This window comes from Leifsonia sp. A12D58 (assembly GCF_047530025.1).
GTDB lineage: Bacteria > Actinomycetota > Actinomycetes > Actinomycetales > Microbacteriaceae > Cryobacterium.
This window is the reverse complement of record NZ_JBLJAT010000001.1, coordinates 176,966-203,940: the sequence shown is the minus strand read 5'-3', so window position 1 is coordinate 203,940 and position 26,975 is coordinate 176,966. Positions and strand designations below refer to the sequence as shown.

Here is a 26,975-nt window from a genome sequence, read left to right as displayed (position 1 = left end):
GATTAGCCCTTGACCGCGCCCGCGGCCAGACCAGAGCGCAAGAAGCGCTGCAGGCTGAAGAACAGGATGATCAGCGGGATGACGCCGAGAAGGGCTCCGAGCATCACTGCACCCTTGTCGGGCGAGAAGTAGCTGATCATGCCGAACAGGCCAAGCGTGACGGGCTTGAGCTCCGGTGAGGAGACCATCAGCAACGGCAGAAGGAAGTTGTTCCAGGTGGCGACGAAGATGAACAGGAAGATTGTCACCAACGCCGGTGCGAGCAGACGCAGCACGATAGTGAAGAAGATGCGCACCTCGCCTGCACCGTCGATACGCGCAGCCTCGAGGAGTTCTGTCGGCACGGCATCCTGGGCGTAGACGATTCCGAGGAACACACCGAACGGGGACACCGCAGATGGAATGATGATCGCCCACGGTGTGTCGACGAGTCCAAGGGTGTGAAACTCAAGGTAGAGCGGCACCGTCAGCAGCGCGACAGGCAGCAACAAACCGGCCATGATGACGCCGACCGCGATCGTCTTGCCAGGAAAGACGAACTTCGCGATTGCGTAGCCGGCCATGACGGCGAACAGTGTGCCGATCACGCCAGCGCTGAGCGAGTAGAAGATCGAGTTACCGACCCACTGCCAGAACATGCCCTGCGTCCAGACCATCAGGCTTTCGTAGTTCGCAGGCAGGTTCCACTCGGCGAACCAGAATCCGAAGGTGGACGTCAGGTCACGGTTGTTCTTGGTCGAGGCGATCACCAGCCAGAGCACTGGCGCCAGGAAGTACACGGTGGCTACGACAAGCACGACGATGCCGACAACGCGGGCAAAGGGGCCAGGCAACGCCGACTTCGGCGGCAGGTCGGGCGCGGATTCCTTCGCGCGGCGTTTGGCGGTTTGAATCATTGTGCTGACGCTCATGCCTTCTCTCCCTTCTTGCGCTGAAGCAGTGCATAGACTGCCGCGAGCACTCCAGCGACTAGTGCCATCAACAGCGAGTATGCGGATGCCGGGCCAGTGCCTGACGGTGAGACTGCACCCATCAGCGAGTTGTAGGTCAGCATCATCGGCGTGTATTCCTTACCCATCCAGGGGTTTGCGCTCTCCATGATGGTGGGCTCGTTGAAGAGCTGGATCGTACCGATGATCGACAACAGCACGGCTAGGAGCGCCGCTCCGCGCAGGAGTGGAACCTTGATGCGGGTTGCGATCTGCCACGCCGAAGCACCGTCGAGACGGGCTGCTTCGTACAGGTCTTTCGGGATGGTCTGCAGGGCAGCCAGGAAGATCAGCATGTTGTAACCGGTGTATGTCCACGTGGTCATGTTCGCCATGGAGAACAGCACGGTTCCCGGTGCCATGAGGTTGGTACCTTCAGGCAGGTACTGCATGAAAGGAGAAACCTCAGGGGTGTAGAGGTAGAGCCACATCATTGCCGCGATGACGCCTGGGATTGCGAACGGCAGGAAGAAGGCGAGGCGGAAGCCACTGGGGCGCCGCACGATGAAGGAATCGAGAAGGAGCGCCAGCCCGAGGGCAACGATAATCATCACGGGCACCTGGAAGATGCCGTACAGCATGACCCTGCCCATGCCTGCCCAGAACGGAGCACTACCGAGCGCGAGCGCGAAGTTGTCGAATCCGACGAACGTGTCGACGAGTCCGCCGCCGCCGTAGAGACCATCGCCTGACGGAAGCTGCGCGAACATCGACGAGTAGACCGATACACCGATCGGCACCAGGAACACGACGATGAACAAGATTGCAAACGGCGCCATGAACAGCCAGCCGGTGATGGCCTGCTTCCTGGCGCCGTGTGTGCGCTTCATGCTTCGCTCTGATCGCCGCGCCTGCCGTGTCGAGCCCTGCGCGGTCGGCGCCCTGTCGGCCGTGCTCTCCGCTTGCGCGGAACGGCTCTGAGTGGAAAGGGTCATGTGGTGGTGGTCTCCTTCAACTTCGACCTTGAATCCGGCGGGTCACACAGGTGCTCCATGTGACCCGCCGGTGCGGCAATCAAGCCGTGTCGCGCCCTATATGGTGGCGGCGGTGCTACTTCGCAACGGGAAGACCGAGGTCTTCCAGCGTCGCGACAGCAGTGGTCTGTGCAGTGGTGAACACATCGGCGACCTGTGTGGAACCGCTGCCGACGCCGGCTGCAGTCTCATTCATCTTGGTCAGCGAGGCAAAGCCCGGTGCGTAGACGAAGTCGGGGTTGAGGTTCGAGGATGCCGTGGCAAGCTCACCGAGAACGTCCTGGCCACCGAACTGACGCAGCAGCTTCTCGCTGGTGGTGGGGGTGCCGTTTGCTGCGACAACCAGTCCCTGTGATGCGAGGTCGTCGATCTGGGTGTTGAACCATCCGTTGAAGGCCATTGCCTCTGCAGGGTGCTCGCAGCCCTTCATGACGGCGACTCCAGAGCCTCCGTCAGGACCGGTCAGCGCGCCGGCACCGAAGTCGGGCAGCTGTGCGATACGCCACTGACCCTCTGCAGGGGTGCCGTCGAGCGAGTCGAGCAGGAACCCTGCCTCCCACGCAGCGCCGACGTGTCCGATCAGGCTTCCGTTATTCAGCGCCTGGGTGAATGCTTCGCCCCAGCGCTCGGTGACCAGCGTCTGCTTGGTGTCGACCAGGTTCTGCCAGAATGCGGCGACCGTCTGGCTACCCGCCCCCTCTGCGTCGACGGTCCAGCCATCGTCAGTTGCTCCAAACCAGGAGTCGCCCGCAGCTGCGGCCTGCGCCGACAGCCAGGAGAGTGCTTCATCTGGCGTGAATGCCGTGACGTACTTGCCGGCCGTCGCTGCCGTAGCCGAATCGCTCGTGAGCTCGGCGAGAGTCGTCGGCACCGGGAGTCCGAGTGCTTCGAACTCGGCAGCGTTGTAGTAGTAGACGAGCGGGCCGGTGTCCTGCGGGATGCCGACCACGGCGTCGCCGACGGTCATCATTGCGAACGCACCAGCCGAGAAGTCGTCAGCATAAGCATCGGCCTCGTCTGCGACGTCTTCGAGCATGCCCTTGACGAACAGCTGTGGCACTTCTGAGTAGCCAACCTGCGCGAGGCAATCAGCCTTGCCTGCCTTGACGTCTGTCTCAAGCTTCAAGATCATGTCGGTGGCCGCGCCATCAAACTTGGTCGCCTTGACCTGGATGTCGGGGTTCTCCGCGTTCCAGCGGGCGACGATGTCGTTCACCGAGGTCATCCCCTCGCCATCAGGCAAACGGTGGAGGTAGCTGATCTCGATCGGGCCGCTGTCGTTGCCTGAGCCGGTGTCGGTGCTGCACGCTGCAAGTCCCAAGGCTGAAATCGCCGTGACCGTCGCTACAGCGGCGGCGCGTACGAAACGGGTTCGGGGTTTCATGTATCGCTCTCCTTTGAGGTGATCGCCGTCCCGCGGTGCGCGGTGCGGAATCATCGTGCACCGCGACGCATTCGCGTGCGCTTCGCCGATGTAGACCAGATGAATGTTTGCGTTCACAATACTACTTCGACGCATAAAATCAAACGTAAACCCGTGATCGGCAGTATCAAATGCGCAGCGCGAACACTGATGCGACAATCGACGCAGGTTTCGAGGCCAAAGACGTCAGCAGCCGGCTGTGCCGTCGTTCGCGAGCGCGCTGAAGCTCGCGTCATGCCTAAGGCAGGCGAAGACAGGCGAGCGCGATGAAAGCGGGGAACGCGGGGGAACGCCCCAGGGCGCAGGCCAGCAGCGCGGGGAGCGCAGCGTTCGAGCCGCCGCGCGCATCAGTTTCTAGCTGCCGTCGCCACTCACGCCTGTCGGTCGGCGTCGACGGAGAGCGACGACGACCACGGCAACGAGCGCGAGCGCGGTGCCACCGATCGTTGTGGCCGAGATCGGGGCTGCACTTGTCGGTGCAAACAGGTCGAGCGCGAGCGCACAGACCAGCTGGCCTGCGACCATACTCAGCCCGAGCACGAGCACGCCGGTCGTCCGCACCACAATTGCGCTGCCCGAGATAAAGATGCAGCCGAGGATGCCGCCGATGTACAACCACGGCTCTGTCGGAAATTGCTGCGGCAGTCCGACGAACGCCGCGTGGATGACGAACGCCACCAGCAGCACAATCATGCCGAAGACGAAATTGAGGAAGGTGGCGGTCAGTGCGCTCTCGGCCACGACCTTGACCCGCCCGTTGACCGCCTGCTGCCAGCCCTGACCGAATCCGGCGATGAGTGGCATCAGCATGAGCCAGAACGGCACCCCCGCCGCGAATTGTCCCGAGACGGCGAGCCCGACAGCGGCCAGAGCGATGCATGCGCCGATGAGGCGCTGGGCAGTCAACTTATGGCGCCCGCCAGGGCCGACCCCGAAGCGGTCCATCAGCATGCCACTGACGGTCTGCCCGGCAACCACGGCGACGGTGAACAGGGCAACGCCCAAAATCGCGGCAGTAAGGCTCTGGGCGAGCACATAGAGCCCACCTGCCGTGCCACCGAGGATGTGCCACCACGACAGCGAGCGCATGGTCAGAGCATCTCGCACCCTCGCCAGCCCTCGGCGACCAGCCGGCCAGAGCAACAGCGCGACAGACAAAATCACCAATCCGCTACCGAATGAGATCACCGCTGCCATGAATCCATCGCCGATGCGGTGTCCCAGTTCGCCGTTGACGCGGGACTGGAGGGCGTTCATAGTGCCGAACAGCACCGCACTACCCACCGCCAGCCACATCGGAATGTGCCGGTGCGAGGTATCGGTCGGTGCGACTGCTGTTTCAGCGGATGGTGCGTGGATCATCCGCTAATCCTATGGAGTCCGGGGCCCGTAACGAGAAACGCCTTGTCTCTTCACGAAGAGACAAGGCGTCTACAGGGCCGGCCACGGGACTTGAACCCGTAACCCCCACTTTACAAGAGTGGTGCGCTACCAATTGCGCCAGGCCGGCATGAGGCACGAAAGCGCCTCGACCATCAATCATAAATGACGGATGGCCATGCTCGTGTCGCATCTGACCGAATTATCTCCGTCAGATGCGACAAACGGTTATCCCGCCGGTACCGGCGTTGGAGTCGGGGTGGATGTCGAGTAGGTCTCGCCGGCGGCCTGGAGCACGAACGAGGCGAACTCCTTCGGGTCGTCGAGTGAGCCGACGTACTGCTTGCCGTTCACCAATACGGTGGGCGTCGTCGAGACGGCGGCCAGGGTGGAGTTCGGGATCGGGCCGGTCAGTGCCCGGCTTGTCGCATTCTGCACCCAGGACTTGAACGTCAGCTCGTCGACACAGGTGTCGATCGAGGAGAGAGACGTGCTCACTCCGGATTCCTTGATGACCTTCTTGATTTCTTTGTCGCTGAGTCCTGTTGAGCCTTCGCTCGGCTGGTTTTCGAACATTCCCGAATTGAAGGCGTAGAAATCGGTCGGCGAATAGTTCGCGACACAGGCAGCGGCGTTGGCTGCACGCAACGAGTACTGGGTACCAGCCGACTTGCTTGTCAGGATAGACAGCGGGTGAATCTCGACAGTGGCCGCCCCCGATTCAACCCACTTCGCGATCTGAGCGCTGTTGGTCGACTCAAAGTCACCGCAGTATGGGCACAGGTAGTCGAGGTAGATGCGGATGTCGGCAACTGCGCCGGTCTTGTCGGGTTCGGACGGGATTGGGGTGGCGTCCGGTTCCAGCGCTACGGTCTCGGTGACCGCCATGCCCTGGCCGATCAGGACGCCGTCGCTGGCCATGTTCTTCGGCCCTGGGCCTTCGGGTCGGATGTTGTTCACGATCACGAGCGAAACGATTGCGACGATCGCAACGGCGGCAACGACGAGGCCACCCTGCAGGAACACGCGATTGCGTCTGTCCTTTTTCTTCTGCTGCTCGCGGAGCGCCTTCGCCTTCAATCGGGCTGCGTCACGTCGCTGGTCCTTCGAGGCACGACTGTCGCCTGTTCCGCCAATTGTCATTGATGCTCGCTCCGGGTAGGTCTAAATGTCACGCAAATTTGCATGCAAATGCACTCAAGATAGTAGAACTACAATCTGGGAATCGGCCAAATGCACCTGCGCACACGCTGGCAGTTCGGCAGTGAACGTCATCCGCCTGCACAGCCATGGCGACTCAGCGTATTGCCGGACATGCCATACTGAATCCGACGATGAGTCTGCTCAGTCGGCCTCCCGTCAATATAAACCCCATTCACAACGGATCGTCCGGCACGTACCTGCCGGTGAAGGAGAATATAGAAATGGCTTCAGTGACCTTTGATAAGGCAACTCGCCTTTACCCGGGATCAGCTCGCCCGGCCGTCGATCAGCTTGACCTTCAGGTCGCTGATGGCGAATTCCTCGTACTTGTCGGACCGTCTGGTTGCGGTAAGTCAACGTCGCTCCGCATGCTCGCCGGCCTCGAAGAGGTCAACGACGGCAACATCTTCATCGGTGAGCGCAACGTGACGGATGTTCCGCCGAAGGACCGCGACATCGCAATGGTCTTCCAGAACTACGCCCTGTACCCGCACATGACGGTTGCAGAGAACATGGGCTTCGCGCTCAAGATCGCCGGCATCAACAAGGATGAGCGCGCCACCCGCGTTCTCGAAGCTGCCAAGCTGCTCGACCTCGAGCCCTACCTCGGCCGCAAGCCGAAGGCACTCTCCGGTGGACAGCGTCAGCGCGTTGCCATGGGTCGCGCCATCGTGCGTAGCCCCCAGGTCTTCCTCATGGACGAGCCGCTGTCGAACCTTGACGCCAAGCTCCGCGTTCAGACCCGCACCCAGATCGCGTCGCTCACCCGCCGCCTGGGCGTCACCACGGTCTACGTCACCCACGACCAGACCGAGGCGCTCACCATGGGTGACCGCATCGCAGTCCTGAAGGACGGCGTCCTGCAGCAGGTCGGCACCCCGCGCGACCTGTACGCCAAGCCTGAGAACGTCTTCGTTGCCGGCTTCATCGGCAGCCCTGCCATGAACCTGTTCCAGGCTGACGTCGTCGATGGCGGCATCCGCTTCGGCACCGCGACCGTTCCCGTGCAGCGCGACACCCTCGCCGGTGCATCGGGCAAGCAGGTCACGATCGGTGTTCGTCCGGAAGACATCCACGTTGCAACCGCTTCGGGCGAAGGCCTCGAAGTTGCAGTCGACCTCGTTGAAGAGCTTGGTGCAGATGGCTACCTCTACGGTCACTCAACGGTTGACGGCAAGCGCACCGACATCGTCGCTCGCGTCGATGGCCGCTCGCACCCGTCGGCTGGCGACACCGTGTTCCTCACCCCGACGCCGAACCACCTCCACGTCTTCGACGCAGAGAGCGGCCTTCGTCTCGGCGGCGCTGTAACCGACTAAGCACCACCCACGATCGGCGGCCGGATGAAGCATCAGCTTCATCCGGCCGCTGTCGTTAACCCGCTCTCGGTATTCTCAGCCGGGCAGCAGGCCTAATGCACGAACCGCGTCACGCTCCGCCAGGAGCTCTGCAGCGGATGCATCGATCCTGGCGCGTGAGAACTCGCTGAGGTCGAGGCCCTGGACGATCTGCCACTCACCGTCGACCGAGCGCACGGGGAACGACGAGATGATGCCGGTCGGCACTCCGTATGAACCATCAGAGGCCACGGCGGCCGATGTCCATCCTCGTCCGGTGCCGCCGACCCAGTCGCGCACGTGGTCGATCGCTGCGTTGGCTGCGGAGGCAACGGATGATCCGCCCCGCACGTCAATGATCTCGGCGCCACGCTTGGCGACCCGCGGAATGAACTCGCTCGCCAGCCAGTCATCATCGACCAGCTCAGATACCGGGCGACCGGCCGCCGTCGCGTGGGAGACGTCCGGATACTGGGTGGCTGAGTGATTGCCCCAGATTGTGACGTTCTCGATCTCGGTGATCGCCACACCAAGCTTCGTCGCCAGTTGGCCGAGCGCACGATTGTGATCGAGTCTGGTCAGCGCCGAGAACCGGCCGACCGGCACATCGGGCGCTGACGCACTCGCGATGAGTGCGTTGGTGTTCGCGGGGTTGCCGACAACGCACACTCGCACATCGGATGCCGCTGCCCCGTTGATCGCTGCCCCCTGCGGCCCGAAGATCGCGGCGTTCGCGCCCAGCAGGTCTCCCCGTTCCATCCCCGGCCCGCGCGGCCTGGCGCCGACAAGCAAGGCGACGTTGGTGCCTTCGAACGCCGTGCGCGCGTCATCGGTGATCGTGACATTGCCCAGAAGCGGAAAAGCGCAGTCCTGGAGCTCAAGGGCAGCTCCCTCTGCTGCGCGGAGACCGGCCGGTATTTCGAGCAGGCGAAGGTTCACCGGCACGTCGGCGCCGAACATCGCGCCAGAAGCGATGCGAAAGAGCAGCGCATAGCCGATCTGTCCCCCTGCCCCTGTGATGGTGACAGTGCGCGCATCGCCGCGCGTGGCTTGGGTGCGTGTGTTCTGATTCACACGCCCAGCCTAAGACTGGGCGCCACCGTCGCCACAGTGCCCATGCCATGACACTGAGCGGCATCCTTCTGCGTCTGAAAGCGGCTCTGGCGAACCGGCGCTCCCGCTAGGCTCGATTCCATGAGTGGCTCCCTGAATATCACCTCGGCAACGGTCGATCCTGCACTGCTTGACCTGCCGTGGCACCTGCCGCTTGACGCGTGGCCCAACCAGAACATCGCCTCACTGCCCAAGGGCATCTCCCGGCACCTGGTGCGCTTTGCGCACCTCAGCGGACACGTCGTCGCCATCAAGGAGACGACAAGCGAGATGGCCAAGGGCGAGTACGACATGCTCCGCAAGCTGCAGAGCCTGGAGATCCCCTGCGTCGAGCCGGTAGCCGTGATCACAAACCGCACAAACGAAGACGGCGAGCCGCTGAAGGCTGTGCTCGTCACCCGCCACCTCAAGTTTTCGCTGCCGTATCGTGCACTGTTCTCTCAGACCCTGCGTCCGGACACCGCGACCCGCTTGGTCGATGCCCTCGCCGTACTGCTCGTGCGTGTACACATGGTCGGACTGTTCTGGGGTGATGTATCGCTGTCGAACACGCTGTTCCGGCGTGACGCCGGCGCCTTTGCCGCGTACCTCGTCGACGCCGAGACCGGCCAGCTCTATACCGGCGGTCTCTCCAACGGCCAGCGCGAGAACGACCTCGAAATCGCCAGGGTGAACATCGCCGGCGAGCTGATGGATCTCGAAGCCGGTGGCCGCGTCGCAGACGAACTCGACCCCATCCGAGTCAGCAACGGAATCGTCGCCGCATACCGTCAGCTGTGGAAGGAGCTGACCGGTTCGGAATCGTTCTCCAGCTCAGAGCGCTGGCGCATTTCGGAGCGCGTCGACCGCCTCAACAACCTGGGCTTCGACATCGAAGAACTCGCCATCAAGACCGATGAGGGCGGCACCACGGTACGCATCCAGCCGAAGGTCGTTGACGCCGGCCACCACCAGCGCCGCCTGTTGCGTCTGACTGGCCTCGACGCCGAGGAGAACCAGGCCAGGCGCCTGCTCAACGACATGGACTCATACCGGGCAGCCTATGGCGACCCGGAGGTCGACGAAGAGATGATGGCGCACGAGTGGCTCGTGCGGGTGTTCGAACCCGTTGTGCGGGCGATCCCGCGCGAGCTGAAGGGCAAGCTCGAGCCGGCAGAGGTCTTCCACCAGCTGCTCGACCACCGCTGGTTCATGGCGCAGAACCAGGGGCACGACATCCCTCTCGCCGAGGCAGTCACCTCGTACGTCCAGGATGTGCTGCGTCACCGCCGCGACGAGGCGACGGTGATCGATCCCCCGACCGGCTCTATCACGATGCCCATCCCGACGAGCTCCGGAGCAGCAGCTGCGGACGACACTGACGAAGACGAGGGCGACTGGCGCCTCAACGTCTAGCGACCCCAGCAACGAACGAACGCCGTGACCCACGGAGCAGAAGCTCCGGTCACGGCGTTCGTTTGGTTAAGCGGTGGTGCTGCTGGCTACTTGGCGAGCTTCGACGCGGCCTTGGCTGCCTTGGCTTCACCGCGCAGGCGCGAGATCTCGTACAGGGTGACGCTGGCCGCGATACCGGCGTTCAGCGACTCGGTACCAGCGCTGATCGGAATCGACACGATGGCGTCGCACGTCTCGGCGACGAGGCGGGACAGGCCCTTACCTTCGCTGCCGACGACGATGACAACGGGGCGATCGGCCAGGGCGAGACCGGGCAGCGATACGTCGCCGTCTCCATCAAGGCCGAGTACGAACACGCCGCGCTCCTTGAGCGCCTTGAGCGTTGCGGTGAGGTTGGAGGCCATGGCAACGGGCAGGTGCGCTGCAGCGCCGGCCGACGTCTTCCAGGCGGATGCGGTCACGCCGACCGAGCGACGCTGCGGCACGATGACGCCGTGGCCACCGAATGCAGCGGTAGAACGGATGATCGCACCCAGGTTGCGCGGGTCGGTGATGCCGTCGAGCGCAACGAACAGCGGCTTGTGTCCGCGGCTGATCGTGAGGTCGAGAAGTTCGATCGGGTGCGCGTACTCGTAGGCAGGAACCTTGAGCGCGAGTCCCTGGTGCACGGCGTCGCGACCGGCAAGGCGGTCGAGCTCCGGACGCATCACTTCGAGGATCGGGATGTTGCGGGTGGTCGCCATCTTGAGGACTTCCTTGACCCGCTCATCCATTTCGATGCGCGTGGCAACGTACAGTGCCGTCGCGGGGATCTTGGCGCGGAGCGCTTCGACAACAGAGTTGCGACCCGTCACGACCTCATGCTCGTCGATCTGCTTGGCGCGCCTCGTCGAGGCGCCGCCGCCACCGGAGTTGCCGGTGCTGCGGGGTGCACCCTTGCCCGACTTCGCTGCGTCTGGACGGTTGTTGTTGCGTCCGCCGCCCGCTGCGACGAACCTGTCCTGGGCAAGCTTGCGCTTGCCGGCGGGGTGGTACGGACGGTCTTCGGCCTTCGGGGTGGGCTTCTTGCCCTCGAGTGCCTGGCGGCCCTGGCCGCCGGAACCGACCTGCGCCCCTCGGCTTCCCTTGCGCACGGCTCCGGTGCGCGCCTTACGGTCTGTGTTCTTCATCAGTCAAAACTCCAATGGGCACCCGTCGGGGTGTCTTCGATAGTGATTCCGGCGGCGACAAGTTCGTCCCGGATACGGTCTGCAGCCGCATAGTCACGGCTTTGCCTGGCGCTCTCGCGGTCGTCGAGCAGGCGCTCCACGAGTGCGGTGAGAGCCACCATGGCTGGTTCATCTGTCGCAACGGCCCACTCAGGTGAGAGCGGGTTGAGTCCGAGTACCTCGCTCATCGCCACAACCTGGCTGCGAGCGGATGCCGCGGCATGCAGGTCTTCGGCGTCGAGGGCGGCGTTGCCGCTTCGCACTGTCTCGTGCAAAACAGCCAGCGCCTGCGGCACGGCCAGGTCGTCGTTCATCGCGTCAGCGAATGCGTCAGGCACGATCTCGACGCCTGACCCGGCATACCGGGTCTCGGCGAGACGGCGATCGGCACGGTCGAGGAAGCTCTCGATTCGTTCGAGTGCGGCTTCGGCCTCTGTCAACGATCCGTCATGGAAATCGATGTTCGAGCGGTAGTGCGCAGCACCGAGGTAGTAGCGCACGACAATGGGCCTGGCCTGATCGAGAAGCTCTGCGGCAAAAATCGAGTTGCCAAGCGACTTCGACATCTTCTGTCCGTTGAAGTTCACCAGGCCGTTGTGCACCCAGTAGTTCGCGAACGCGTCTCCGGCGGCACTTGACTGCGCCAATTCGTTTTCGTGGTGAGGGAACCGCAGGTCGAGCCCACCGCCGTGGATGTCGAACTGGGAACCGAGGTACCTGGCGGCCATGGCCGAGCACTCGATGTGCCAGCCGGGGCGCCCTGCACCCCACGGGGATGGCCACGACGCCGATTCCGGCTCTGACGCCTTGTGGCCCTTCCACAGTGCGAAGTCGCGAGGATCGCGCTTGCCCCGAGGGTCGGCATCCGCTGCAGCTTCCATGTTGTCGGCCTGCTGGCGAGTGAGCTCGCCGTAGCGTGGCCAGCTCTTGGTGTCGAAATACACATCGTTGGAGGCATCGGGGGCCGGGTAGGCGTGACCGGCATCGATCAGGCGGGCGATGATGTCTTGCATCTGCTGGATGCTGGCTGTCGCGCGTGGCTCATACGTCGGCGCGAGGATGCCGAGGCTCTGGTAGCCGGCGGTGAACTCAAGCTCGTAGCGGTACGCGAGTGCCCACCACTCCTCTGAGCTGCCCTGGGCATTCACGAGAATCTTGTCGTCAATATCGGTGACATTGCGCACGAACGTGACGTCGTTGCCCTGGTAGCTCAACCAGCGGCGCAGCTGGTCGTACACAAGCGCGCTGCGCAGGTGGCCGATGTGCGGCGACGACTGCACGGTCGGACCACAGACGTATATACCGACTTGCCCTGGTACGAGAGGGACGAAATCGCGGAGGGCCTGGGCCTTCGAATCATAAAGTCTCATGGTCACGCCCTCCAGTTTAGGTGAGCGCCGGCTGTGGAAACTGGGAGCAGCACCGCTGTTGCGATGGCTGCAATGCCCTCGCCTCTGCCGGTGAATCCGAGAGCGTCTGTGGTGGTGGCCGAAACCGAAACAGGGGCGGAGAGGATGCCGCTGAGCAGCTCCTCAGCCTCTCGTCGCCTGGGCGCCAGCTTCGGACGGTTGCCGATGATCTGCACAGACACGTTGCCGACCAGGAACCCCGCATCCTGGATGAGGCGCAGCGTCTCGGTCAGGAATACATCGCCATGGGCTCCACTGAAGCGGGCGTCGGCAGTGCCAAAGATGCCACCGATATCGCCAAGGCCGGCCGCGGCGAGCAGTGCATCGCAAATGGCGTGGCTGGCCGCGTCGCCGTCGCTGTGCCCTGACAGGCCGCGCTCCCCCGGCCAGTGCAGCCCGGCAAGCCAGAGCGGCGACTCGTCATCGAATGCATGCACGTCGATGCCGGTTCCGACCCGCGGTGCCGACGCCACGGCAAGCGTGTCGGCAAGCACATCCACTCGCTCTCCAGCGAGCAGAAGTTCGGCACGGTTGAGGTCCCACGGGGTAGTGATCTTGAACGCGAGCGGATCGCCGGCGACAACGCTCACGACGTGACCGGCGGCAGCGACGGTGGCAGCGTCATCCGTCACCTCATCGGTTGCAGCGATGGTCGCAGCATCGAGGATGTCGCGCGGGAACCCTTGCGGAGTCTGCACAGCAGACAGCTCTGAGCGGTCGACGGTGCCAAGGATTGTGCCGTCGGTCTCGACGCGCTTGATCGTGTCGACGACGGCAAGGCCCGGAATGATGCCGTGTCCGGTTGCTACGACCCCATCAACGACCAGGTCGAACAGTGAAGCGGGAGTGAGCGCCCGTGCCGCATCATGCACGAGCACCGTGCGGACGCTGGGTCGCAAGACCGCGAGCCCGTGCATGACCGAGTCCTGCCTGGTGTCACCACCGGCGACCACCTCAAGGTGAGCGGATGCCGCACCGGCAACCTCTGCGCCGATCGCACCAGCTGCTTCCATCCAGTCGGTTGGGGCCACGACAACAACCTGGGCGGCCTCCCGCATACCGAAGACCCCGCGCAGCGCGTGGTACAGCAACGGGCGGCCGGAGAGAAGGGCAAACGCCTTCGGCTCGGCTGCTCCGAGGCGCGTGCCACTTCCTGCGGCGACGACGATGACAGCAACGTCTGGATCGGGCATTTCAGTCATGGAAGGAGGCTATCTGGTGAGTGATGTGGATGGATGAAACTGCACATGCGAAAGGCGGCACCTGCCGGCGCCGCCTTCACACAGTGTGAAAATTGAAGTGAAACCTAGGAGGCGAGTACCTCGTCGAGAACTGTTGATGCCTTCTCTTCGTCTGTCTTCTCTGCCAGCGCGAGCTCAGAAATCAGGATCTGACGGGCCTTCGCCAACATACGCTTCTCCCCGGCAGACAGGCCGCGGTCCTGGTCGCGACGCCAGAGATCGCGCACAACCTCTGACACCTTGATGACGTCTCCGGAAGCGAGCTTCTCGAGATTGGCCTTGTATCGGCGGGACCAGTTGGTGGGTTCTTCAGTGAACGGTGCACGCAGCACTTCAAAGACCTGATCGAGGCCTTCCTGACCAATGACATCGCGCACGCCGACCATATCGACGTTCTCGGCAGGAACCTCAATGATCAGGTCTCCCTGATTGACATTGAGCTTCAGGTAGACCTTTTCTTCACCCTTGATGATTCGCGTCTTCACCTCGGTGATAGTCGCGGCTCCGTGGTGGGGATAAACAACCGTTTCGCCAACCTCAAAAAGCATGTACTAATATCCCTTCAGCAGGATCTAGGATACCACAGCGCCCAATGATAGGGTTTGCCGCGACAGCGATGCCCCCGCTGACGATAAGCTAAACTCAAACGGTAAATCTGCAGCGCCATTGCCACATCCGGCTGGCGCTGAATTGTTGGAGGTCTTGTGAGGGCGCGTATCGCAACGTCAGTCGTACTGGCGGCTGGAATTCTGCTCGGAACCAGTGCGTGCAATCTCGTTGCACCTCAGGCGACGACAATCCACTACGACCCGAGCGACGGCGTCAGCGCCACAGTCGGCAACCTGTCGGTACGAAACGCTCTGCTCGTTTCGAACGGCGACGGCGAAGCCACCCTCTCGGCAACCGTGGTGAACACCGGCGACTCATCGCACAACCTCAACCTGCAGTACGAGGCCGATAGCTCCAAGGTGACCACAACAGTCGCCGTTGACGCCCGCAGCACAGTCGTGATCGGCAGCGAAGGCGGACCGAGTGTCCAGGTGTCGACCAGCGACGCCACGCCTGGTGCGCTGTTCCCGATCTTCGTGCAGTACGGCAACGAGACCGGCGTAGAAATGCTGGTCCCCGTGCTCGACGGCACCCTCAAGGAGTACTCGACACTGGTTCCGACTCCGGCGCCGACACCCGCTGCAGCCCCTGCTGCAGTCGAGACCCCGGCAGCTGAAGCGACACCGGCAGTCGAAGCCACCCCGGCTCCATAGCCACACACTCGTTACGACGAAGGCCCCACGGATTCCGTGGGGCCTTCGTCATTGAGCGTTGCGGCTCCTACGCCTCGAAGCGGTAGCCGAGCCCACGCACCGTCACGAGCATCGTCGGCTCAGACGGGGTGACCTCGATGCGCGACCTGATTCGTTTGATGTGAACGTCGAGCGTCTTCGTGTCTCCGAAGTAGTCAGAGCCCCAGACCCTGTCGATCAGCTGGCCACGGGTGAGCACACGACCGGCGTTGCGCAGCAGAAGTTCGAGCAGCTCGAATTCTTTCAGCGGAATTGCCACTTCCTGGCCGGATACCGAGACGGTGTGACGCTCCAGATCCATCCGCACAGTTCCGGCGACCAGGATCGACTCGTCTTCTGACCCCTGGTCGATGCGACGCCGGAGGATGGCCCTGATCCGGGCAAGCAGTTCTCTGGTGGAATACGGCTTCGTCACGTAGTCGTCTGCACCGAGTTCAAGCCCGACAACGATGTCCACCTCTGAGTCCTTCGCGGTGAGCATAATGATCGGCACCCATGACCTGGTGCGGATCTCGCGACAGACCTCGGTGCCTGGCAGACCGGGCAGCATCAGGTCGAGCAAGACGAGATCCGGATTCACTCGATCGAACTCGCTGACGGCACTCGGGCCATCGGCGGCGATCGTCACTTCATACCCTTCGCGCTCGAGTAGGAATGCCAGCGGCTCACTGAGTGAAATCTCGTCTTCGACCAGAAGGATATGCGTCACTGTTGTTCTCCTGTGGATGCCGGGATCGGCTTGGTTGCTTCGGGAAGTCTGATGGTGAACGTCGAGCCGCGGCCTTCTTGCGACCATACGCGCACGTCACCACCGTGGTTTTGGATGACGTGCTTGACGATCGACAGGCCAAGGCCCGTTCCGCCGGTATGGCGTGAACGCGCCTGATCGACACGGAAGAATCGTTCGAAGACGCGATCGATGTCTGCTTCGGGGATACCGACGCCCTGGTCGGTGATGGCAATTTCGACCACACCCTCGTGGCGCCGGATGCCGACGCCGACGCGCGATCCGTCGCCCGAGTAGTGCACGGCGTTCGCAATCAGGTTGTGCACGGCGATGATTAGCAGCTTCTCGTCGCCGTATACCTCTGCACCCGATTTGCGGCCACGTGCGAGGGTGATCTGGTGCGCATCGGCGATGATTCGACTCTGGTCGACGGCCTGCGACACTATCGCGTCGATGTCGACGAGTTCCGGCTGCTCGAGGGCATCCTGTGACTGCAAGCGCGACAGTTCGATGATCTCCTGTGTGAGGCGGGCGAGACGACCCGATTCGGTGGTGAGCCGGTTGGCGAATCTGCGAACCTGCGCCGGTTCATCCGCTGCCTGATCGAGTGCCTCTGCGAGCAGACCGACGGAGGCAATCGGGGTCTTCAATTCGTGGCTGATGTTCGCCACGAAGTCGCGGCGCACCTCGTCGAGCCTGATGGCCTCTGTGCGGTCTTCAGCGAGCAGCAGCACGTAACGGGTGCCTAGCCTGGCCAGCCGCACCATGAAGTGCATACTGGCGTCACCGAACGGCCCACGCGACAGCACCAGTTCTTGTGCAACAGGGTCACCTGTCTTGCGCACGCGGCTGGCCAGCTCAATGAGCTCGGGATGCACGAGGTGCTGGTTCCAGACCAGGCCAAGTGAGAGTGCGCCGGGCGAAGCCTTCACGACGTTGTTCGAGGGATCGAGCACGATGCCGGCCGAATCGAGTGCGTCGAGAACCTGATCGATGCCGTCGGGCACCGCGGGATTAACAACTGCAGCAGCCAGTTCACCCTGTCTTGCAGCAAATGTGAGCAGCGTCACAAAGCCCGCACCGACCGCGAGTCCGAGTGCCAGCGAAAGAAGCACCAGCCAGGTCGATTCCATTTTCCCAGCGTACCCATCGCCACGCGTGCGCTTGACCCGAACCGTGTGTCCGGGGCGCTACTTTAGAAAGTGTTCAGGCGTGCGGCACCGAATGTTAACCTTGCGTCGGCATCATGAGTAATAGGGCCACGCCGGCCTGTGCGGGCCACCGCGCCCACAGCCCCCAGGAAGGATCACCCACGCATGCGTGAAGTATTTCAGCAGGAACTCGCCGAGGTGCAGGAACGCCTCGTCGAGATCTCCGGTCTGGTCGCCATTTCAATCGAGAAGGCGACGCGCGCATTCAACGAGTCTGACGTCAGCCTGGCCGAAGAGGTCATCGCAGACGACGACAAGATCGACGATCTGACCGTCGAACTCGATGAACTCGCCATCACTATTCTCGCCAGGCAGCAGCCGGTCGCACGCGACCTGCGCATCGTGGTGAGTGCACTGCGCATCAGTGCCTCCCTGGAACGGATGGGCGACATGTCGACCCACATCGCGCAGCTTGCCCGGTACCGGTTCCCTGACAAGGTCATCCCGAAGAGCCTGCGCCCCACCTTCAGACAGATGGGCGCACTCGACGTCGAGATCGCGAACATGCTCACCGAATTGCTCACCAGCGAAGACGTGAACCTCGCCGAGACGATTCGCAACGAAGACGACAAGGTCGACGCCCTGCACCTCAGCGTGTTCGATGCAGTCCTCGGCGAGACGTGGAAGGGCCAGGCCGCCGATACTGTCGACGCCACGCTGGCCAGCCGCTATCACGAGCGTTTCGCAGACCATGCAGTCTCCATCGCCAAGAAGGTGCAGTACCTGGCAACGGGCGACTGGCACCAGGACAGCGGCGTCTAGCCTGCCTGCTTAACGCGCCTGCCTGCTTAACGCGCCTGCCTGCTTAACGCGCCTGCCTGCTTAACGCGCCTGCCTGCTTAACGCGCCTGCCTGCTTAACGCGAAAGCGCAGTTGTGGTCGTTTTGACGGAGTCATTACGACCACAACTGCGCTTTCGCGCACCGCTTGAGGCGTTACGCGCCTGCAGGGAGGCGAGGGTGATGGGGGCTGAAGGTTACTTCTTGCCCTGAGCCGCGACGGCGGCGGCACCGGCAGCTGCAGCTTCCGGGTCGAGGTACTCACCCGGGCCGAGCGGCATGAGGTCTTCGCCCAGCTTGTAGACGAGCGGGATGCCCGTCGGGATGTTCAGTTCGGCGATGTCGTCGTCCGAGATGTTGTCGAGGTGCTTGACCAGCGCACGCAGCGAGTTGCCGTGTGCGGTGACGAGTACCGTCTTGTTCGCGCGCAGGTCGTCGGTGATGTCGTTCTCCCAGTAGGGCAGCATCCGCTCGATAACGTCTTTCAGGCACTCGGTGCGAGGAACAGCGTCGCCGAGTTCTGCGTAGCGCGGGTCGCCAACCTGCGACCACTTAGCGTCAGCGTCGAGCACGGGCGGCGGCACGTCGAAGCTGCGGCGCCAGAGCTGGAACTGCTCAGGACCGTACTTTTCAAGGGTCTCAGCCTTGTCGAGGCCCTGGAGAGCGCCGTAGTGACGCTCGTTGAGACGCCAGGAGCGCTTGACGTCGATCCAGAGGCGGTCGGCCTGCTCAAGAGCGAGGTCGGCGGTCTGGATGGCACGGGTGAGCACAGAGGTGTGCACGATGTCGGGAAGGATTCCGGCTTCGGAAAGCAGTTCACCGGCTCGACGAGCTTCGATGATGCCCTGTTCGCTCAGCCGAACGTCCACCCATCCGGTGAAGAGGTTCTGCTGGTTCCAGAGGCTATTGCCGTGACGGAGTAGGACGAGTGTGTAGGGAGCAGCCATAGCATCCACTCTACCCAGTGGACAATAGAGGTATGCCTGTTGGAACCATTACGCGTGGCACAACGAACACAAATCGCTTGCGCCGCGTCGATCGCTGGATCGGTCACCTCAAAGTCTTACGAACCACGACCGATCCGCTCGTCGTCGACCTTGGCTACGGTGCCAGCGCGGTGACCAGCCTCGAGCTGTACCACCGGCTTGCCCACAAACGGCCGGATGTCGAGGTGCTCGGCCTCGAGATCGACCCGACCAGGGTGAAGGGCGCGAACGACCAGCTCGCCGAGGTGCGCACAGGCCAGACCGGATTCGCCGCCGACGCCCGAGTGTCGTTCTCCGTCGGCGGCTTTGAGGTGCCGCTGCCCAAGGGACGCAAGCCCGCGGTCATCCGCGCGCTGAATGTGCTGCGGCAGTATGACGAATCCGAGGTCGTACCTGCCTGGCGGATGCTGGTCAAACGACTCCAGCCCCACGGCATCCTGATCGACGGAACCTGCGATGAGATCGGGCGCATCGCCGCCTGGGTGGATGTCACGCACCACGGACCCGTGCGTTTCACCGTGTCGCTACGGCTGGCCGAACTTGACCGCCCGTCGATCGTCGCCGAACGGCTGCCGAAGATCCTGATCCACCGCAACGTGCCCGGCGAGCACATCCACCAGCTGCTCATCGACCTCGATCGGCACTGGCAGCACCAGGCACCGCTCGCGGCCTATGGGCCGAAGCAACGCTGGGTGGCGACGGTGAAGGCGCTGAAAGCGCAGGGCTGGCCGGTGCTCGGCAGCGCCCACCGTTGGAAGCTCGGCGAGTTGACAGTTCCGTGGGATGCCGTGGAACCGCAGGGATTCGCCTGGGAGTAGACGCGTGTCAGCCGACGAGTCGCGCAACGATTTCTGAAGCCGAGCTCAACTGTCCCAACGCGGGGAACACTCGCGTAATGCTGGCCTCGTGAGCGTCGAGCGAGCGGTCGGTGATGGCGTCGGTTGCGATGATCACGTTGTAGCCGAGGTCGTACGCGTCACGGGCTGTGGACTCGACGCCGAAGCTCGTCGCAACTCCGGCCAGGACGACCTGGGTCACGCCGAGCGTTCGGAGGCGCGCGTCGAGATCGGTTGCAGCGAAGACACTCCAGGTGTTTCGGACAACTGCGATGTCATCGCTCCGAACATCGAGTGCAGGGGCAAGCTCGGCGAACTCAGGCGGAAACTCACGGCTCCCAGCGCCGTACTCAGTGCGCCCCGCCGGCGTCCCTGACACCCGTGCGACCACGACGGGCAGCCCCCGCGCGTGAAACGCAGAGAGCAGCTGGTTGGCATTGGCGACGATGCCTTCCACCGGATGCACCAAGCCACCCGCAAGCGTTCCGACCTGCAGATCGATGACGACGAGCGCGGGGTTGTCGTCGAGTTCGGTGATAGCCATCGTGACGGCCTTTCTCTGAGCGGAGCGAAGCATCGGCTCAAGGATAGTGCCGCTCAATTACCGCGGGGCGCCGCCGCTGCTGCCAGGGCTGTTGCTGCCACCGGTGCTGCAGCCCGCCGTGCGATGGCTGAAATTCCGAGCGCGGCGGCCAGAAAGATCGCGGCGAGCGCGATCCAACCCGGCATCCCGAACGCGAGCGCGGTGCCGGCGACGACGAACGGTGCAGCCATGGCACCGACTCCGAATCCCATGGAGAAGACCCCCTGGTACGCGCCGGCATTGGCCTCATCCGCCAGCTCGAAGCTGAGGCCCCAGGTTCCGGCCTGCGACCAGACCTCAGCGAATGCGTGCACGATGGCCGCGACGACGAGCAGCGCGATCGCCGGCACCATCGAGACTCCGGCAGACAGCGCGTACGCGACACAGGCGAGTGCCATCAGAACTCCGGCGATCGTCACGACCTTGCCGGCCTTGCGCAGGTCGTGGGTGCCCCGCGAGAGCGGAATCTGGAAGATGATGACAATCACCGTATTGACGATGAGCAAGATCGAGACCAGCACTGTCGGTGCTGTGGTGTGAGAGACGATCCACAGTGGCACCCCGACTTCTGCGAGCCCGAATTGCATGCCGAACACCGCTGCGAGCGCGGTGAGGACGAGGTACCGCGGGTCGCGGAACGGTGAACGGCCCAGGCGAGGCGCTGCCGACTGACTCACGGCGGGCTGGCTTGAGTCGTGCGTGGCTGCGGTGCGCTTCGGCGCATCAACACGCTGGGGCAGGCGCCACACCGGAATCGCTCCGATGACGTAGACGGCACCGGCCCCGATCAGTACGACGCGGTAGGCAGTCGGGGTGTTGACGAGGAGGGCGATGCCGGCGAGGGCAGCTCCGGCGGCCATGGAGACGTTGGTCACCGTGCGAAGGATGGCCCGCGTGCTCACTCGCGCCGGCCCCTCGAATGCGCGGGCGATGATCGCCATCCGCGTGGCATTGGACGCGCTGCTCAGCATCGACGCAATGCAAGCGATGATCAAGACGCTCGTGAATCCGCCCGCGAACGGATAGCAGGCCAAAGCGAGCCCTTCGGCGGCCATCAGCCAGAACAGCATCCGCCTGGCGCTGAGGCTGTCGGCGAGGCGACCGCCGAGATAAGAGGCGCCGATCCCGACTGCGCTGGAGATGCCGAGCACTATCGCCGCCTCACCGACGGTCAAGCCGAGGACAAAGGTGATGAAGAGCACGGTGATGGTGGCGAACACGCCTCGGCCGACTCGACCGATCAGCGTCGCGATCACCAGGATGCGCAGCACCGGATCCGAGAGCGAGTCGGCCAGTCGTCTGGCGAAACCGCGCTTCGATTCAGTGTTCGGTTGCTGGACGGGGACCACACCCGTTGCCGGGTCAGAGTTGGAGAGGAGTTGCACGAGTCATTTCTCTCACGCACCGGGCGGGCGCCCATAGTGATGTAGCGTATGGCTTCATGTTGCAATACGAACTGGGAGATGCCGCCTTGAGCGGCATCCGCTTCGGCATCTCACCCCTCTGCGAACTCGGGCTGTCGTTGCGGGCGATGAAAGATCCCAGCCGCTACCCGTTGCAGCTCCCCTGGCTCACGCACACCAGCGCAGCGCGGGCGGAACTCGACCTTGGCCTGCTTCTGGCGCTGGTCAATGACATGCTGTGGACCCCCGACTTCCTGAATCCGAGGCCGGCGTCTCCGCTCACCCGCATCGAGGATGAATTCGCGGTGCTCGAAGGACTGTCGACGACCCAATACCTCCGTCAGCTGACGGCAGTGCACCCCGACACGATGCCAGACGTGCTGACCGGCCCGCCCCGGCAGGTGATCACGCGGATGGTGGCCGCGCTCCGCGACTTCTGGAGCAGCTGCTTCGAACCTCACTGGCCCAGGATGCGCACAATTCTGGAGGCCGATATCGCCCACCGGGGGCGCGTTATCGCTCAGGGCGGACTGGCCGAGATGCTGAACAGTGTCTCCTCGTCGGTATCCTTCGACGGCCACACACTGCACCTCGCACTACGCAACCCGGTGCACCGCACCGAGCAGGTCGACAGTCGCGGCATCATGCTGGTGCCGACGATGTTCACCCACAGGGCATCAGCGCCCGTTGAGGCGGGCGAACCGCCGCTGGTGATGTATCCGGCGCGCGGACAAGGCGCCATGTGGGGCGCCGAGCAGGTGGTCAATCCTCGGGCGGTGGCGAATGTGCTTGGAGGAACCCGGGCCAGCCTGCTCACAGCGCTGACGTCACCGGCGTCGTCGACCGAGCTCGGCATCCGCTTCGGAGTGAGTGCGTCTGCGGTCAACCAACACCTACGTGCGCTGCGGAATGTCGGGCTGGTCACCTCGACGCGTTACGGGCACAGCATGCTGTATTTGCGGAGCCCACTCGGCTCGGCGCTGCTCGGCAGTGAGGACGAGCGCCGCAGCTAGTGCGCCGATTTTGGTTGCATAACTCCTGCAATTCGAGCAGAAACCGGCCCAAACACGCCAAATTGCGGCCCTGGTGAGCAAATAGCAGGAGTTATGCACGCGGAACAACTGCACTGCGTACAGGTCGGCTTCGTCTGTCTGCCTTGGTATCCGGCTCTGTCTGAATGCCTGACCAGCCGTCTGGCGGCATCGCCGTCTGGTCTGCGGGCAGGTTAGTTGCATAACTCCTGCGGTTCGAACAGAAACCGGCCCAAACACGCCAAATTGCGGCTCTGGGAGCAAATAGCAGGAGTTATGCAATCCGCAACGGCAAACCATGGACCACGAGGTACGAACTCGCAACCGGCAACCGGCAACCGGCAGCGGGCAACTCGCAACTCGCAACCGGCAACGGGTAGCCAGCGGCCGGCACGCCGAGCTAGCTAGTGCTGGGTGGGACGCGCACCGAGACGGGGCAAGCGCGGCACATCGGCCTCTGCACCGGCTGACTGCGGCACGATGATCTCCTGGCTGGCCGCGATCGAAATGCCCTGCGACTGCACGTAGAGCGTGACGTCAGCCGGCACCGTGCGCTTGATCACGGCGAGCGCGATCGGACCGAGCTCGTGGTGGATGGCACTTGAGGTGATCGACCCGACTGGTCGGCGCTCAGGCTCACCGCCAGGCAGCATCCTGGTTCCCTCGACGACATCGCCGTGGGCGGGCAGCACAGAGTCCGAGCCGTCGAGGTGCAGCAGCACCAGTCGGCGCGGCGGGTGTCCGAGGTTGTGTACCTTGGCCACCGTCTCCTGTCCGCGGTAGCAGCCCTTGTTCAGGTGTACTGCCGTACGCAGCCAGTCGAGTTCGTGCGGAATAGTCTTCTCGTCGACCTCGGTCGCCGCCCTGGGGCGCCAGGCCGCGATCCGTAGCGCTTCCTCTGCCAGTAGTCCGGCGGCCGCGACTTCGCCGTCGATGATCCTGTCGCGGAGCGCAGCGAGATCCGTGCGAGCGATCAGCACCTCAGACCAGTTCCAGTGGATGCCGGGGTGCTCGGCGACCTGCGCGTACTGGAACCCACCGGGGTTCACGGTGCCCCACGGGTCGTTCCAGACCAGCGGCAGTCCGTTGGAAATTGCAGGCAGCAGCTGCACATCGGCCAGATCACGCGCCATCGTGCCGATCATCGCGTACTCGTCGGTGAGGTCGAGCACCTCGACCCGCAGCATGAAGCGCATCTTGTTCAGCCAGCCGTGCAGACCGGGGAGTTCGGCAGCCTCGACGAAGAGCCAGGTAGCCACTCCGTCATCGAGTACGCTCACGGCAAATTCGAGTCGACCAGCGGGGTCGAGCAGCAGCATCTCGGTGGATTCACCCACGGGAAGCCGGAGCAGCGCCTGGCTCGAGAGCGAGTTGAGCCAACTCAGGCGATCAGGACCGACAACCGAGAGGATGCCACGGTTCGACAGGTCGACGACGGCCTCACCGGCAAGCAAATGACGCTGCTCGATCATCGGGTTGCCGTAGTGGGCTGCCACGCCGGCATCCTGTCCACCAGCAGCGACAGCGCCTGGCATCTCAAGCAACGGCGACATGAACCTCGGAGGCGTCTCGACAGCGTCTGGCGTCCCCACGGTATCGGCCGTCTCGACGGCGGCAGCCGTCTCGGTCGGGGCGGGCGTCTGTCCTGGTGTTGCTGGGGAATTCATTTAGTCGATTCTGGCCAGGCGGCCGGAAGAGTGGGTGCGCAGGTCTTGGCCGAGGGCGGCGATGTCCCACGCCCACAGCAAATGGCTGTCGACGAGTCCGTACAGCCTGGTCGCCGCCGCGTATGGCTTGGCGCCCTGCGTGCGCATGACTGCGTCGGTGGCGAGGTCGATTCGTGGCCCCTTGACTTGACCGAGGTACAGTTCTGCGACGCCGTCTGGATGCGCGAGCGTGACCTCGATGTCGAAGCCGCCATCCGAGTTGCGCAGCGTCTCCACTGATTCGGCAGTGTTGAACGGCCGCTCGCCGATGCCGGGAAGCATTCCGGGACCGGGGTCGCCATCGAGGCGCTGACGGCTGAGACGCCAGTATCCGGTCTCGGTCACCAGCGGAGTCTTGGCGTCGTTGTCTGACTCCGGGTCTGGTTCGAGCCAGGTATATGAGTTGTAGTTCAGGTGCGGCAGGCCATCGTGGCTGAAGCTCACACGGTGCCCGAACTCGCGAGTGACCGATGTATCACCGATGGCGTAGTCCAGCACACCTGAGCCTTCCCAGACTCCTATGAGCCAGGAGAGCGGAACGAGCTCAGACGGAAGATCCACCGGAAGATCGAACATGGCGGCTACCGCTGCCCCCGGAACAGCTTGTATACGACCACGCCAGCGATCCAGACGATCGCCAGGCTGGCCATCGCGAGGAGTCCAAGGAAGAGGATTTCGAGTGCAAGCGTCGACATGATCCGATTCTAACCCGACCGCCGGTTACAGCGATGTCTAGACGAGGCCGACCAGCACAAAGATCGCCGTCGCGATGGCATAAACGATGACGGCGCCGGAGATGCTTGAGATGACCCTCGAGACGTATCCGTCTTTCTCACCCTGCGCGATCTGAATCGCAAGAGTAACGATTGTGCAACCGGCCAAACCGAGCGCCGCCCAAGAGATTCGATTCTCCTGGCTTGAAAGTACGGCGATCAGCACCGCACTGAGCACGGCGAGGACCCACACGACAACGATGCCAGACCAGTGTTTGCTCACATCTCTATTCTGCCTGTTCAAGCCCGATTCAGCGGCACAGTAGTATGAGGGCACGATATTTGGGAGGATGCGCGTGGCGCAGTTACTAATCCTTACCTCGGCTGTCGACAACGAAGTTCTACCGGCCCTGGCGTTGCTGTCACACAGCACACGGCTGATCCCCGCACGGCCGGATCAGCTGATCACAGCGCCTGATTCTGACCTCATCCTCGTCGATGCCCGCACCAATCTGATGGCGACGAAGTCGCTCTGTCAGATTCTGCGCACAACGGGAATCTCCGTTCCCCTGATGCTTGTGATCACCGAGGGTGGCCTGACCGCCGTCAGCCCCGATTGGGGCGTCGACGACGTGGTCCTCGATACTGCTGGCCCCGCCGAGGTGGATGCCCGCATCCGTCTGGCCGCCGGACGAATCACCAGGACACCCACCTCCCCCACCATCCGCGCCGCCGGCGTCGTCATCGATGAAGCCAACTATTCGGCCAAGGTACACGGCACCCCCCTCGACCTGACGTACAAAGAATTCGAACTTCTGCGCTTCCTTGCCGCCCACCCGTCGAGGGTCTTCACCCGCGAGCAGCTGCTGAGCGAGGTGTGGGGCTACGACTACTTCGGTGGCACCCGCACAGTCGATGTGCACGTACGACGCCTGCGCGCCAAGCTCGGCGACCAGGAGTCACTCATCGGCACAGTGCGCAACGTCGGTTACCGTTTCAACGTGCAAGAAGAAAACGACGAACGTGTCGCTGACTCTCTCTCCAGCTGACCTCACCGACCCCGATATCGCAGCGCAGCTCACTCGCGTTGCGGATGCCGCGACCCGCGTCGATGGGTATGCACCGTTCAACGAACAGACAATGCTTGACCTCGCTGCCGGACGCCGATCCGCGCACCTGTTCTTCGCTGACGAGCATCCAAACAAGCCGGTCGGCGCTGCCGCGGTCGGCCACGACGGTACGACAGCGGAGCTCGACCTGGTCATCGCGCCTAAACGCCGCGGTCATGGCTACGGCGAGGCGGCCCTCACCGCACTGCTGCCCTCGCTGCCAGCCGTCGTCACCGCATGGTCACACGGCGATCATCCCGCGGCCAGGGTGCTTGCCATCCACCACCGCTTCGTCGCGGTCCGCACACTGCTGCACCTGCAGCTCTGCCCTCTTCCGCCGGCGGTCGCTTCAACAACGGATACACCCGCCCGGTCACAGCCCCATGCTCCCGACGTCACGATCAACTCCTTCGTTCCCGGCGTCGATGACGAAGAGTGGGTCGCGCTCAACGCCCTCATCTTCGCCTCGCATCCCGAACAGGGTTCGCTCACCGTGACCGATCTGGCCGACCGCGAAGCAGAACCGTGGTTCAACGCAGACGACTTCCTGGTCGCCCGGGACTCAACAGGCCGGATGATCGGCTACAACTGGCTGAAGATTGAGCCGGCCGAGGCTGCCGACGACAGCGACGACAGAGGCGACAGAGGCGACAGAGGCGACAGTGACGCCGATGGTGATTCGGTCAGCGGCGGTACCGGCGAGATCTACGTGATCGGCATTCATCCGGACGCCGCAGGCCACGGCCTCGGCCGGATGCTCATGGAACGCGGTCTCGAACGGCTGGCCGCCCGCGGTTGTACCGCCGCATCGCTCTACGTCGAGGCCGACAATACGGGTGCTGTGCACCTCTACCGCTCGCTCGGATTCACCGATTTCACCATCGACGTGCAGTACCGCAGGCTCACCAATTAAGTAAT

The 26,975-nt window shown here is 63.4% G+C and carries 26 protein-coding genes and 1 tRNA gene; 8 read left to right on the top strand and 19 right to left on the bottom strand.

Translation table 11 applies throughout. The features are described from left to right. Positions 1-2 precede the first annotated feature (2 nt). The 6 genes from ACMT3I_RS01000 to ACMT3I_RS00975 form a co-directional block, all read right to left on the bottom strand. Positions 3-911, bottom strand: coding sequence for a carbohydrate ABC transporter permease (locus ACMT3I_RS01000; protein WP_414802578.1), 909 nt, complete (start codon positions 909-911; stop codon positions 3-5). Continuing rightward, positions 908-1,924 carry a carbohydrate ABC transporter permease gene (locus ACMT3I_RS00995; RefSeq protein ID WP_414802577.1) on the bottom strand — a complete coding sequence of 339 codons (1,017 nt, stop codon included), beginning with the start codon at positions 1,922-1,924 and terminating at the stop codon, positions 908-910. Before ACMT3I_RS00995 ends, ACMT3I_RS01000 begins: the two co-directional genes overlap by 4 nt. Positions 1,925-2,039: 115 nt before the next feature. Further along, positions 2,040-3,347 (bottom strand): ABC transporter substrate-binding protein, encoded by a 1,308-nt coding sequence (locus ACMT3I_RS00990; protein WP_414802576.1) that lies wholly within the window; start codon positions 3,345-3,347, stop codon positions 2,040-2,042. Positions 3,348-3,740: 393 nt separating this feature from the next. Continuing rightward, the gene (locus ACMT3I_RS00985; protein WP_414802575.1) at positions 3,741-4,748 is read right to left on the bottom strand and encodes a DMT family transporter; all 1,008 of its coding nucleotides are present in this window, start codon (positions 4,746-4,748) and stop codon (positions 3,741-3,743) included. A 75-nt stretch (positions 4,749-4,823) separates the two neighbouring features. Next, positions 4,824-4,896: transfer RNA gene (locus ACMT3I_RS00980), tRNA-Thr, on the bottom strand. Positions 4,897-4,994: 98 nt separating this feature from the next. After that, complete coding sequence (locus ACMT3I_RS00975; RefSeq protein ID WP_414802574.1) at positions 4,995-5,909, bottom strand: DsbA family protein; 915 nt, start codon at positions 5,907-5,909, stop codon at positions 4,995-4,997. Between the two features lie 281 nt (positions 5,910-6,190). Here ACMT3I_RS00975 and ACMT3I_RS00970 point away from each other — a divergent pair, with 281 nt between their 5' ends. Further along, the gene (locus ACMT3I_RS00970; protein ID WP_414802573.1) at positions 6,191-7,288 is read left to right on the top strand and encodes an ABC transporter ATP-binding protein; all 1,098 of its coding nucleotides are present in this window, start codon (positions 6,191-6,193) and stop codon (positions 7,286-7,288) included. Between the two features lie 75 nt (positions 7,289-7,363). On the opposite strand, the gene ACMT3I_RS00965 is transcribed toward ACMT3I_RS00970, so the two are convergent. Continuing rightward, on the bottom strand, positions 7,364-8,380 hold the full coding sequence (locus ACMT3I_RS00965) for a malate dehydrogenase (protein ID WP_414802572.1): 1,017 nt from the start codon (positions 8,378-8,380) through the stop codon (positions 7,364-7,366). A gap of 120 nt (positions 8,381-8,500) precedes the next feature. Between ACMT3I_RS00965 and ACMT3I_RS00960 the strand changes: the two genes are divergently transcribed. After that, positions 8,501-9,814: a DUF4032 domain-containing protein gene (locus ACMT3I_RS00960; protein WP_414802571.1), complete on the top strand. Its 1,314-nt coding sequence runs from the start codon at positions 8,501-8,503 to the stop codon at positions 9,812-9,814. A gap of 86 nt (positions 9,815-9,900) precedes the next feature. Here the strand turns inward: ACMT3I_RS00960 and rlmB are convergent, their stop codons facing one another. From rlmB to ACMT3I_RS00940, 4 genes are all read right to left on the bottom strand, one after another. Continuing rightward, positions 9,901-10,983, bottom strand: coding sequence for a 23S rRNA (guanosine(2251)-2'-O)-methyltransferase RlmB (gene rlmB / locus ACMT3I_RS00955; RefSeq protein WP_414802570.1), 1,083 nt, complete (start codon positions 10,981-10,983; stop codon positions 9,901-9,903). Further along, on the bottom strand, positions 10,983-12,398 hold the full coding sequence (cysS, locus tag ACMT3I_RS00950) for a cysteine--tRNA ligase (RefSeq protein WP_414802569.1): 1,416 nt from the start codon (positions 12,396-12,398) through the stop codon (positions 10,983-10,985). Before cysS ends, rlmB begins: the two co-directional genes overlap by 1 nt. Further along, entirely contained in the window at positions 12,395-13,633 is a 1,239-nt protein-coding gene (gene ispD / locus ACMT3I_RS00945) for a 2-C-methyl-D-erythritol 4-phosphate cytidylyltransferase (RefSeq protein WP_414802568.1), read from the bottom strand. The genes cysS and ispD overlap by 4 nt, the downstream gene beginning before the upstream one ends. Positions 13,634-13,737: 104 nt before the next feature. Further along, complete coding sequence (locus ACMT3I_RS00940) at positions 13,738-14,220, bottom strand: CarD family transcriptional regulator (protein WP_414802567.1); 483 nt, start codon at positions 14,218-14,220, stop codon at positions 13,738-13,740. A gap of 156 nt (positions 14,221-14,376) precedes the next feature. Here ACMT3I_RS00940 and ACMT3I_RS00935 point away from each other — a divergent pair, with 156 nt between their 5' ends. Further along, a complete protein-coding gene (locus tag ACMT3I_RS00935) occupies positions 14,377-14,934 on the top strand; it encodes a hypothetical protein (RefSeq protein ID WP_414802566.1) in 558 nt (185 codons plus the stop codon). Positions 14,935-15,001: 67 nt separating this feature from the next. On the opposite strand, the gene ACMT3I_RS00930 is transcribed toward ACMT3I_RS00935, so the two are convergent. Both ACMT3I_RS00930 and ACMT3I_RS00925 read right to left on the bottom strand, forming a co-directional pair. After that, positions 15,002-15,682 carry a response regulator gene (locus ACMT3I_RS00930; RefSeq protein WP_414802565.1) on the bottom strand — a complete coding sequence of 227 codons (681 nt, stop codon included), beginning with the start codon at positions 15,680-15,682 and terminating at the stop codon, positions 15,002-15,004. Beyond that, on the bottom strand, positions 15,679-16,833 hold the full coding sequence (locus tag ACMT3I_RS00925) for a sensor histidine kinase (protein WP_414802564.1): 1,155 nt from the start codon (positions 16,831-16,833) through the stop codon (positions 15,679-15,681). The genes ACMT3I_RS00930 and ACMT3I_RS00925 overlap by 4 nt, the downstream gene beginning before the upstream one ends. Positions 16,834-17,016: 183 nt before the next feature. On the opposite strand from ACMT3I_RS00925, the gene phoU reads away from it, so the two are divergent. Beyond that, a complete protein-coding gene (gene phoU / locus ACMT3I_RS00920; protein ID WP_414802563.1) occupies positions 17,017-17,673 on the top strand; it encodes a phosphate signaling complex protein PhoU in 657 nt (218 codons plus the stop codon). 214 nt (positions 17,674-17,887) lie between these two features. Here the strand turns inward: phoU and ACMT3I_RS00915 are convergent, their stop codons facing one another. Then, positions 17,888-18,637, bottom strand: coding sequence for a phosphoglyceromutase (locus ACMT3I_RS00915; RefSeq protein WP_414802562.1), 750 nt, complete (start codon positions 18,635-18,637; stop codon positions 17,888-17,890). Positions 18,638-18,669: 32 nt separating this feature from the next. On the opposite strand from ACMT3I_RS00915, the gene ACMT3I_RS00910 reads away from it, so the two are divergent. Next, positions 18,670-19,494, top strand: coding sequence for a class I SAM-dependent methyltransferase (locus ACMT3I_RS00910; RefSeq protein ID WP_414802561.1), 825 nt, complete (start codon positions 18,670-18,672; stop codon positions 19,492-19,494). A gap of 7 nt (positions 19,495-19,501) precedes the next feature. On the opposite strand, the gene ACMT3I_RS00905 is transcribed toward ACMT3I_RS00910, so the two are convergent. Continuing rightward, positions 19,502-20,056, bottom strand: a complete 555-nt coding sequence (locus tag ACMT3I_RS00905) for a cysteine hydrolase family protein (RefSeq protein WP_414802560.1) — start codon at positions 20,054-20,056, stop codon at positions 19,502-19,504. 53 nt (positions 20,057-20,109) lie between these two features. Continuing rightward, on the bottom strand, positions 20,110-21,480 hold the full coding sequence (locus ACMT3I_RS00900; RefSeq protein ID WP_414802559.1) for an MFS transporter: 1,371 nt from the start codon (positions 21,478-21,480) through the stop codon (positions 20,110-20,112). 56 nt (positions 21,481-21,536) lie between these two features. Here ACMT3I_RS00900 and ACMT3I_RS00895 point away from each other — a divergent pair, with 56 nt between their 5' ends. Then, on the top strand, positions 21,537-22,511 hold the full coding sequence (locus tag ACMT3I_RS00895) for a DUF5937 family protein (RefSeq protein WP_414802558.1): 975 nt from the start codon (positions 21,537-21,539) through the stop codon (positions 22,509-22,511). 422 nt (positions 22,512-22,933) lie between these two features. On the opposite strand, the gene ACMT3I_RS00890 is transcribed toward ACMT3I_RS00895, so the two are convergent. The 3 genes from ACMT3I_RS00890 to ACMT3I_RS00880 all read right to left on the bottom strand — a co-directional run bounded on the left by ACMT3I_RS00890 (position 22,934) and on the right by ACMT3I_RS00880 (position 25,231). Further along, positions 22,934-24,082 carry a YgfZ/GcvT domain-containing protein gene (locus ACMT3I_RS00890; protein ID WP_414803502.1) on the bottom strand — a complete coding sequence of 383 codons (1,149 nt, stop codon included), beginning with the start codon at positions 24,080-24,082 and terminating at the stop codon, positions 22,934-22,936. Between the two features lie 114 nt (positions 24,083-24,196). After that, a complete protein-coding gene (locus ACMT3I_RS00885; RefSeq protein WP_414802557.1) occupies positions 24,197-24,811 on the bottom strand; it encodes an FABP family protein in 615 nt (204 codons plus the stop codon). A 156-nt stretch (positions 24,812-24,967) separates the two neighbouring features. Further along, positions 24,968-25,231, bottom strand: coding sequence for a hypothetical protein (locus ACMT3I_RS00880; RefSeq protein ID WP_414802556.1), 264 nt, complete (start codon positions 25,229-25,231; stop codon positions 24,968-24,970). A gap of 73 nt (positions 25,232-25,304) precedes the next feature. Between ACMT3I_RS00880 and ACMT3I_RS00875 the strand changes: the two genes are divergently transcribed. Together ACMT3I_RS00875 and mshD are read left to right on the top strand one after the other, a co-directional pair. Beyond that, complete coding sequence (locus ACMT3I_RS00875) at positions 25,305-25,997, top strand: winged helix-turn-helix transcriptional regulator (protein ID WP_414802555.1); 693 nt, start codon at positions 25,305-25,307, stop codon at positions 25,995-25,997. Further along, entirely contained in the window at positions 25,972-26,970 is a 999-nt protein-coding gene (mshD, locus tag ACMT3I_RS00870; protein WP_414802554.1) for a mycothiol synthase, read from the top strand. The genes ACMT3I_RS00875 and mshD overlap by 26 nt, the downstream gene beginning before the upstream one ends. Positions 26,971-26,975: the final 5 nt, after the last annotated feature.